This window comes from Streptomyces sp. NPDC001231, from assembly GCF_042896885.1.
Classification (GTDB): Bacteria; Actinomycetota; Actinomycetes; order Streptomycetales; family Streptomycetaceae; genus Streptomyces.
In genome coordinates this window covers 1-9,279 of record NZ_JBIAXS010000065.1, presented here as the reverse complement: position 1 = coordinate 9,279, position 9,279 = coordinate 1, and the positions used below count along the sequence as shown (strand labels likewise).

Here is a 9,279-nt window from a genome sequence, read left to right as displayed (position 1 = left end):
AACCGAGGGTCCTGCTCGCCTCCGTCCGACGGTCTCCCACCCGTTCGGGAACCGCGTGATCAGTCGAGGACGCAGGTCTTCCGTTGGACTCATGGAGGGCTCAAACTCCGTTGAGGGGAGCGGTCATGGATCTTCCGACGGGCAGAAGGGCCGCGGCACGACCGCTCAGCCGATGGTCTCCCGGCGCAGGCTGCCTTGCTCGTCGTACAGCTCAAGGCCGAAGCTCAGCCCGAACCGCGAGAGCAGCACTGCGAGGGCATCGAGCTTGCCAGGGTCGATCACACCGCTCAGCAAGGTGTCCGACCCCTCGACCGGATCCAGGTCGGCCCGGCACCAGTCGGTTTCGACTTCGTACGTGTCCCAGGACGACGATCGGGACCTCCAGCCGGCTCGAACGAAGCGCTCGGCCACAGCCGAGGTGTCGAGGTTCCCGTGCAGAACACCGCACAAGTTGTTGTCGGCGTCCTGCCACTCGGGGGCCGGCGCCGGGCCGTCGTCCGAGATGTCCACGCTCGGATTATGGATCATCAGCGGAACGGTGAGCCTGTCAAACATGCCTGAGGGCATCGAGCTCGCTTCGGGGGAAGTGTTTCCAGAACTTGCCTGCAGATGACCGGGATGACATGGCACATGCCCACGGACCTCGGGACTGCCTGCACATCACGAGGACAGGGCAGCAACTATCACGGCGTGATAACCCGAGCGGAACCGGTCGGGTGAAACAGCGTCAAAACCTGCAAACTGGTTGCCGCTACAGCCTCAGAAGTCAGTATGCTGACGTCATGGCCTCTCCATACCCTGACGGAGACCGGGAAAAGGTAGCGTCCAAGCTGCCCTCGGCGCTCCAACAAGCACTCAAGGTCCGCGCCGCCGAACTCAGCCTGGACATCCAGGACGCCGTCGAGGCAGCCATCAACGACTGGCGTGCCAGTGCCGGCATCGGCACTGAAGTGGACACCGCCGGCGCCAAGTCGTTCTCCACCTGGCTTCCGCCGGGCCTGTACGAGCAGTTCAAGGAAACCTGCACCAACCGGGGTGTCTCCTACACGCAGGGCCTCGCCCAGTCGATCCGTGACTGGCTCGACGCGAACCCGTCCCCCCAGCACGGCGCTCGCGGAACTGATCCCGAACGGAAGATCGTCGGCAACCAGAAGGGTGGTGTCGGCAAGACCGCCATCTCCGCCGGCATCGGGCAGGCCTACGCCGAAGAAGGCAAGCGCGTCCTCATCGTCGACTTCGACCCTCAGGGGCACCTCAGCGAACAGCTCGGAGTCCCCCAGATCGAACCCAACCACGACAGCCTGGTCTCCCACATGTGCGGCGAAGGCACGGGGGATCTGCGCGACCTGGTCGTGGTCATAGAGGATCCGCGGTTCGAGAAGCGGCTGCACGTACTGCCTGCCTGCTTCGACGGGTTCCTCCTCGACGCGAAGATCGCCGTGGTGGCGATGCAAAAGCGCGGCTTTCAAAAGGAAGCAGCCCTCGAGCTGGCACTGCGTCCCCTCGAAGCCGACTACGACGTCATCATCATCGACTGCCCGCCGAGCCTCGGTATCGCCATGGATGCCGCCCTCTACTACGGACGCAGGCGACGCGGCGAACCCGCCGGCGTGTCCGGCGTCGTCATTCCCGTCCTCGCCGAAGACTCATCGGCCACGGCCTACGGCATGCTTGCCCAGCAGATCGAAGACCTCTGCGAAGACCTCTCCCTCGAGGTCGACTACCTGGGCCTCGTCGTGAACCTGTACGACTCCCGACGCGGCTACGTCGCAACCTCCTCCCTGGACAACTGGAAGTCGCTCGGTGACCCGAAGGTCCTTTCCGTCATCGGCGATCTGAAGGAACAGAGGGAAGCGGTCCGCAAGCGGATGCCGCTGCTGTCCTACGCCCCGCACAGTGACCAGGCGGAAGCCATGCGACAGGTAGCGAGGGGAGCAACCCGTTGAGCAAGGCCGAAATGCTCGGATCGGCACCCGCGTTCGGCGCGGCCCGCGGAGCCCGGTCCTCCCGACGCAACCTCATCGACAAGACCATCGGAGGAGAGGAGTCGACCGCAGCGGCCATCACCGAGCTGCCGGTCACCCTCATCAGCGACAACCCCGACAACCCGCGCAACCACCTGCGCAACCTCGACGAGACGGTGCAGACCGTCCGCGAGGTCGGCATCATCATTCCCATCGCCGTTGCCACAGTCGAGGCCTACCTGCGCAACAGGCCAGACCGCGCCGGCGACCTCGACGACGGGGCGCAGTACATCGTCGTCGACGGCCACCGCCGCCTCGAGTCCGCTCGCCGCGTCGGAATGGCCACCATCCCGGTCCGCGTCGACAACGGCCGCGTCGCCACGGATGAAGCCCTCCTCGAGGCCGCGTTCGTCGCGAACTACCACCGCGACGACATGACCGACCTTGAAGAGGCCCACGCCCTCAAGACCCTGGTCGACTACTACGGCTCGCAGACCAAGGCCGCCAAACGGCTGGGCATTCCGCAGAACACCATCTCCAGCAAACTGTCGTTGCTGAAGCTCACCCCCGAGCTCCAGAAGGACCTGGTGACTGGGGAACGGAAGGTGGAACACGTCCGCAACCTCGGCAAGCTGTCTCCCGAAGAGCAGAAGGCCAAGGCGGACGAGCGGGCGGAGACAGCCCGCAGGAAGGCAGAGGCCCAGCCGCAGGAGGTCGTTGAGCGCTCAGCAGGCCCCGCCGATTATCACGGCGTGATAATCCCGGAGGCGCCCGCTCGCCCAGCCGCTTCGCCGCCCCCTTCGTCCGGGCCCGTTCCGGCGACGCCGTCCGCCGGTCGTGACCAGGCTGTCGAGTCCATCCCGGAACCGCGCACCAGCGCAGGGGGACCGAGGACGGCGAACTCGGAGCCAGCAGGGCAGCCCGAGCAGCCAAAGCAGCTCCCGTACGACGATGCTCCCTACTGTGTCCACCATCTCCACCAGAAGATGGAGCCGGAGACGTTCGTCCAAGGGGCCCGGGTATGGATGGACATCCTGCGAACTCGGTACCCGGATGAGTACAAGGCTCTGCTGGCCGACCTGGGAGCCCGATAGCAGACCGCCCAATGGTCCCGCTCACCTTGCCTGTACGGAGGGAGCGGGACCGTTTGGCTACCAGGGCGTGTCCCATGGGTCCAGTCGGATGCCGTGGCGGGTGCTGTCTCGCAATGGCTGAGCCCGATCGGGTGCCTACACCCGCTTCCCAGCTTCTGACTGGTGTTCTCGCTACGGTTTGGTCTGCATACTGCCCCAAACCAAGGAGATCAGCGGGTGTCCGATCTGGACTTCTACGCTCACGTCGCCACGCACCGCGACGTCCTCGCGATCGGCATCGGATCCGGGCCCGGCGCATGGGAAGCCACAGTGGGGCCGGACTACCTCGACGATCCAGGTAAGAAGCTGCTGCGCCGGGACTACGGGCTGGTGGAGCTCTCCTTCTCAGACGCCGATGGGCCCATGTCCTGCTTCGGGATCAGCGTGCAGGTCCACCGGTTGGTCCACGGCCACTGTGTGCCGCCATCCCTAGTGCGCGAGTACGGAGAGTCCACGCCCCGTGCCCGGTTCGAGGAGTTGCGGTCCATGATCCTTTCCTTGGGGTGCAAGATCGAGCCCGACGACCTCTCGGGGGACGTCCACCGCTATCGCGTGCCCGAGTCCGGCACTCGCATCTTCGTCATCGACGACCCCGACCCCTTCGGGGATGGCGATCACGATGTCGACGATCCAGAGATCCACCAAGCGGGCGACGTATGGGCGTTGAGCGTGTCCCCAGCCTGGTGGGGGCGGTACTAGGGACAGGTCCTTACCGGAGCCAAAGCCCGATCGCGGCGAGAGTGACGGTCCCCTGTTGTGGCGCTGGAACGTCCCTCAACGAGCTGGTCTACGACTGGCCGATGGGATTTGCGAGGTTCAGGATCGCGGTCCTGAACCCGAACCGGGGATGGCTGACCGACGAGGAACTGGTCTCCGTCGCGAACGCGTTCGGACATCCACTGCGACGGATCCCTGCGCACATGTAGCGTCGCAACACGTAGTGCGCGCGGTAATACCTTCCCCACTTCATCAAGAGTTCGCTTCGCTCGCCGTCGCTCCCAGCCTCCTGAACTGCAAGCAGTCCGATCGGGGATCGGAGGTGCCGCGCACTGCGCGGCGGCGCCGGTCGGTCGCCGCCGCGCCGCCCCTCCTTGCCTTCGTCACCGGGGCCGCGCGCCGTCGCCCGCCCGCGCCCACAAGGGAGCGAAGACCAGGGCTGGACTGAGACGGCACAGCCGAGGTCAGAACAGTGCCTCCGGCGGGGGATCGGCCGGCACCGGGATGGGGGGCGCCGTCCCCGACTGCGGGCCCATCGTGGCGTGCGCGGGGTGCTCCCATCCCGTCCGCCGTCGACCCAGGCAGAGCCGAGCAGACGTGGCTCATGGCGTCCAGGTCGTTCGTACAGTGGCGCGCTCCACCTGGACGCCATGAGCCACGCCCGCTCCACGGTGTGTGGGTCGACGGCGGACGGGATGGGAGCTGGGGGTGAGTGGTTGGAGGGCATCTCACCATCGCCTTTTCCTGGATTCTCATCCCGGCGGCCTCAATCAGACCTCGGTGTCCGGGCGTGAGATATCCGTACGAGCCTCAGGACATGCTGCCCCGGCACACCGTCCCCGGGGCCGGGGTGCAGCCCGTGCGGAGGTAGTGGTCGACCGTCTCCGTGACGCAGCGGTTCTGCGGATATGTGCCGTGGCCCTCCTCCTCGGCCGTCAGGAGGACGCCGACGCCGTCGCCCAGGGCGCGGGCCATGTGGCGGGCGCCGGGGTACGGGGTGATCGGGTCGCCGGTGCCGCCGACCACCAGGACGGGGGCAGCGCCGTCGGCGTTCACCTGGAGCGTGGGGCGCTCGCCGCCGAACGGCCATTCGTAGCAGCGGTAGACGCCGGTGGACCAGGCCGCGCCGAAGACGGGTGAGGCGGCTTTGATGCGGGCCTCGTCCCGGTCGAGGCGTTCGAAGCCGGGGCGCAGGCTGGAGTCCGCACAGGTGATCGCCCGCTGGGCGGCGCGGCTGTATCCGCGCGGAGCCTCCGCGTGGTCGGCGGAGCCGATGGTGTCCGCGCCCTTGCTCAGCGGACGGCCGTCGTTGTGGTCGATCAGTGCGGTGAGGGCCTTGGCGAGCGGCGTCCAGCCGTCTGTGCCGTCGCGGAGGTAGTCGCTGACGGCGTACGCGAGGTCGTCGGCGTCGAGGTTCCTTCCGGCGCCGGCCGGGGCGGGCTTCTTCTTCAGGCGGTCGGCCAGGCGCACCATGCGCCGCGCGGCCTCCTCGGGCCCGTCGCCGGTCGGGCAGTGGCGGATACGGGCCGCGCAGTGCGCGGCGAACCGGTCGAACGCCGCCTGGACCGCCTTGACCTGCGACACCTGCTTCTCGTCGAGGTCCTCGGTCGGATCGACAGATGCCTCGAGGACGAGCCGTCCGACGTGCGACGGGTACAGGTGGGCGTAGACCGCGCCGAGCGCAGTTCCGTACGAGACGCCGAAGTAGTGCAGCCGCTCGTCGCCGAGGAGGTAGCGCATCAGGTCGAGGTCGCGCGCGGTGTGCGAGGTGCCGACGTACGGGAGGAGCGCCCCGGAGTGCTCGGCGCAGGCTTCGGCCCCGTCGTAGCCGGTGTCTTCCGCGGTCTTCCTGCAGCGCACGGGGATGGTCGCGCCGACGCCGCGCGGGTCGAAGGAGACCAGGTCGTAGCGGTCGAGGAGAGGCTCGTACTGGTTGACAAGGTCGGGCAGTCCGCTCACGCCGGACATGCCGGGGCCGCCGAAGTTGAGGACGAGCGAGCCGATGCGCCGGGCGTTCGGGCCGGTGGCCTTGCGGCGGATCAAGGCGACGTCGATCGTCCTGCCGTCCGGTTTCCGGTAGTCGAGGGGGGCCTTCATGGTGGCGCAGTCGTAGCCCGTGCGCGCGGTGGGCGGCGAGGTGCAGCTGGACCAGTGGAGGTGCTGGCCGGTGGTGAGCGCGGTGGGCAGACTGGCGGGCGGGTTGTTCGCAGTGAACTCCGTACGCGGCTCCGCACTCCGGCCGGGAGCGTCGTGCTGGAGCCAGGCGCCGACGGCCCCGATCGCGGCGAGGACGACCCCCGCGATGATGCGCGCGCCGACCGAGAGGCCCGGTCTATGGCTTTGTATCGGATGTGCGCCACTCATCGAAATCCCCGCGCTCCCGCCCCTGGACGCCCGCCCCGTGCCCGCATGCTCGTATCCGTGATCGTCCGATCGTCAAATGCGTGCAGGATACAAGCCGCCTCCGACAGCACGGCCGGACGCCCGGCGTGCGATGTCCGGGGCCCAAGTTGGGAACGGGGCCTTCCCCCAAGGCCAGGTAGTTAGCGCTCTCGCAGGTCACGCAAGGGGCGTGCAAGGATTTCTGACGTAGAACAACGGAGCTCGTTGGTACAGGCAGTCGACCAAGACAGCTTGTCTCCAAGGAGCTCCGTTGCCGTCTCATCATCTTCTGCATGCGCCGATGATGGCCATCACCCGTTCGGTAACCGTGGCTGCGGGCAAGTTCGCGTCCGGTCATCTGGGCGAGCTGACGGCCGTCATACCGTTCGAGTTGGTCGACGCTGTCCTTCACGAGACCCGTCGCCTCCAGAGGCGACTGCGCGATCTCCCGTCCCGCGTCGGCATCTACTTTCTGCTGGCGATGTGCCTCTTTCCCGAAGTCGGCTACCGGCTCGTCTGGGACAAGCTGACGGCAGGGCTGGCCAACGTGCCGGTCGCTTCCCCGACTCCGAAGGCGCTGCGGGACCTGCGGCGCAGGCTGGGAGCCACACCGGTGCGGGCGTTGTTCGACGTACTGGCCGGGCCGCTGGCGCGGCCGACGACCCCAGGAGTGAGCTTCGGCCCGTACCGGACGGTGTCGTTCGACGGCTGCAGTTCGCAGAAGGTCCCCGACACGGAGCGCAACCGGGCATGGCTCGGCCGGACCTCCCATCACGGCTATCCCACGCTTGAGTTGATGACACTCGTCGAGACCGGGACACGGGCCCTCCTCGGTGTGGTCTTCGGCCCCACCGACGAGGGCGAGACCAGCTATGCCTCCCGCCTTCTGCACCTGCTGAGGCCGCACATGCTGGTGCTGTGGGACAAGGGTTTCGACGGCAATGCCTTCCTCGCCGCGGTGAGTGCCACCCGTGCCCAGTTCCTGGGCCGGCTCCGCAGCAACCGGCGTACCCCGGTCCTCACACGTCTGGCCGACGGCTCGTACCTGTCGGTGATCGGCACCGTGAGGGTGCGGGTCATCGACGCGCAGATCACCGTGACGTGCGCCGACGGCACGTGCTTCACCGGTTCCTACCGCCTGGCCACCAGTCTGACCGACTCCCGACGCTACCCCGCCGCCTCGCTGACGCGCCTCTACCACCAGCGGTGGGAACACGAATCGGCGTATTACGCACTCCGTCACACGATCATGGCCGGACGCGTCCTGCGTTCCGGCGACCCCAACGGTGTGAAGCAGGAGATGTGGGCGCTGCTGACGCTCTACCAGGCCCTGCGGACGATCATGGTCGATGCCGCCGAGTCCGTTCCGGGCACCGACCCGGACCGCTGCGGCTTCACCATCGCCTTCCAGGCAGCTCGCGACCAGGTCGTCCAGGCCGCCGGCGTCGGCACAGCAAACTACGCCGCAGACGGCCGCATAGGACAGAAGCTTCTCGCCGGCCTGCTCCCGGCCAGGCGGCAGCGGGTGAGTACTCGCAAGGTCAAATCACCGATGTCCCGCTACAGCGAGCGTCATGACGACGGACGGCCTGACGTCACCCTTGCCGTCATCAGCCTCGACATCTCCATCCACGAACCCCCGGAAACGCAGCCGGCCCTGCCCACCCGCTCCCGTGACGACCGATATGTCCTCCCCACCCGGCGCCGCAGGCACAGGATCCTGGCCCTGCTCCAGGAGAACCCCACCCGCCTCTGGCGCCCCCGCGAGATCGCCGCACACTTCGGGGACATCACACTGCACACCATGTACAGACAGCTCTCCCGATGGGCCGACGACGGACTCATCCACAAGATCGGCCCTGGCCTCTACGCAGCGACTGCATGGACGTCAACACCCCTTGCGTGACCTGCGAGAGCGCTAACTACCTGGCCTTGGGGGAAGGCCCCTCCCGCGCAGGTCAGAGGGGATACATGGCTCGATCGGCGCAATCACTCCGGAGCCGTTGCCGTACAGCAGCGGAGTACAGCAACCACCGCAACCGCGGCTGGCTGTCAGAAGCCGTCGATGGCGGGCTGACCAGACCTCTCTGCCTGCGGACGTGCTCGCCGTGGGGGAGCACGTCGATGTCCCCTTGTGACTTTGCGGGTTCGGGGCGGCGGATCACTGCCAGGGGTGCGCACTGGCTTGTCCCCCTTTCACCCGGGCAGCAAGAGACCCCGGCCGGTAACCATCCGGCCGGGGTCCCCCTATGCGTTGTTACTCGGGGCGGATGTGCTCCGCCTGCGGGCCCTTCTGCCCCTGGCCGACATCGAACGTGACCCGCTGGCCCTCTTCCAGGGAGCGGAAGCCGGAGGCGTCGATGTTCGAGTAGTGGGCGAAGACGTCGGGGCCGCCGCCGTCCTGCTCGATGAAACCGAAGCCCTTTTCAGCGTTGAACCACTTGACGGTGCCGCTGGCCATGCCTGTCTCCCTCAAGGAAATTCGGAATCTCGCACCGTGCGGGATCCGGAGGTGATCGCCTTGGTCCGGAGAGGCGCTGAACAGCAAGGACGCCCGAGACGTGTGTCACGGGCGAACGGACTTCGGAACCACGACTACTTGTAGCGACGCTACACCGGGCGAGGCCGAAGATCACAGGCCTTATGGGATCGCGTAGGCGAATCTCTAGCGTCACGACGGCCGTTACCGGCCGACGTCGCGGCGGCTGCGGACGGCCTTCCACGCCGGCCTGGTGAGATCGACGACCATCATTCCGTCTGCAGCCTCGCGGACGAGGATCCAGCCCTTCGCCTTGAGCCCTTCGAGCTGCTGCCGAATGTCCGGGCCCAGCTCCTGGACGAGCTGCGTCTCCAGCGGTTGCATGCCGCCGTCCAGGAGCTCCGCGAGCCGGAAGACGAGCGCTTCCTCCTCAGCGGTGATACGGAAGTCCATGCGCTGACGCTACCTCCCTGCCGACCAGGGCGATCTGAGTGGAGGTCACCCGGACGCCATGTGTAAGAAGAAACGCACCCGCCGAGAGTTCGGTACGAACAGGTCGTGCTAGACGCGTGCTAGATGTATTGACCACGAGCGTTGTTAACGC

The 9,279-nt window shown here is 67.2% G+C and carries 8 protein-coding genes; 4 read left to right on the top strand and 4 right to left on the bottom strand.

Annotated elements, in window-relative coordinates; all coding sequences use genetic code 11:
* Positions 1-165: 165 nt before the first annotated feature.
* On the bottom strand, positions 166-567 hold the full coding sequence (locus ACFY3J_RS38600) for a hypothetical protein (protein ID WP_390842872.1): 402 nt from the start codon (positions 565-567) through the stop codon (positions 166-168).
* A 215-nt stretch (positions 568-782) separates the two neighbouring features.
* Between ACFY3J_RS38600 and ACFY3J_RS38595 the strand changes: the two genes are divergently transcribed.
* The 3 genes from ACFY3J_RS38595 (at position 783) to ACFY3J_RS38585 (ending at position 3,796) form a co-directional block, all read left to right on the top strand.
* Complete coding sequence (locus tag ACFY3J_RS38595; RefSeq protein WP_390842874.1) at positions 783-1,946, top strand: ParA family protein; 1,164 nt, start codon at positions 783-785, stop codon at positions 1,944-1,946.
* The gene (locus ACFY3J_RS38590) at positions 1,943-3,058 is read left to right on the top strand and encodes a ParB/RepB/Spo0J family partition protein (protein ID WP_390842871.1); all 1,116 of its coding nucleotides are present in this window, start codon (positions 1,943-1,945) and stop codon (positions 3,056-3,058) included. Before ACFY3J_RS38595 ends, ACFY3J_RS38590 begins: the two co-directional genes overlap by 4 nt.
* 216 nt (positions 3,059-3,274) lie before the next feature.
* Entirely contained in the window at positions 3,275-3,796 is a 522-nt protein-coding gene (locus ACFY3J_RS38585) for a hypothetical protein (protein ID WP_390842870.1), read from the top strand.
* Between the two features lie 828 nt (positions 3,797-4,624).
* On the opposite strand, the gene ACFY3J_RS38580 is transcribed toward ACFY3J_RS38585, so the two are convergent.
* Positions 4,625-6,178, bottom strand: a complete 1,554-nt coding sequence (locus ACFY3J_RS38580; protein WP_390842869.1) for an alpha/beta hydrolase — start codon at positions 6,176-6,178, stop codon at positions 4,625-4,627.
* A gap of 319 nt (positions 6,179-6,497) precedes the next feature.
* On the opposite strand from ACFY3J_RS38580, the gene ACFY3J_RS38575 reads away from it, so the two are divergent.
* Complete coding sequence (locus ACFY3J_RS38575) at positions 6,498-8,102, top strand: IS4 family transposase (protein WP_390842868.1); 1,605 nt, start codon at positions 6,498-6,500, stop codon at positions 8,100-8,102.
* Positions 8,103-8,453: 351 nt separating this feature from the next.
* Here the strand turns inward: ACFY3J_RS38575 and ACFY3J_RS38570 are convergent, their stop codons facing one another.
* The gene (locus tag ACFY3J_RS38570; protein WP_141360305.1) at positions 8,454-8,657 is read right to left on the bottom strand and encodes a cold-shock protein; all 204 of its coding nucleotides are present in this window, start codon (positions 8,655-8,657) and stop codon (positions 8,454-8,456) included.
* A gap of 222 nt (positions 8,658-8,879) precedes the next feature.
* Positions 8,880-9,128: a hypothetical protein gene (locus tag ACFY3J_RS38565; RefSeq protein ID WP_384096826.1), complete on the bottom strand. Its 249-nt coding sequence runs from the start codon at positions 9,126-9,128 to the stop codon at positions 8,880-8,882.
* Between the last annotated feature and the right edge of the window lie 151 nt (positions 9,129-9,279).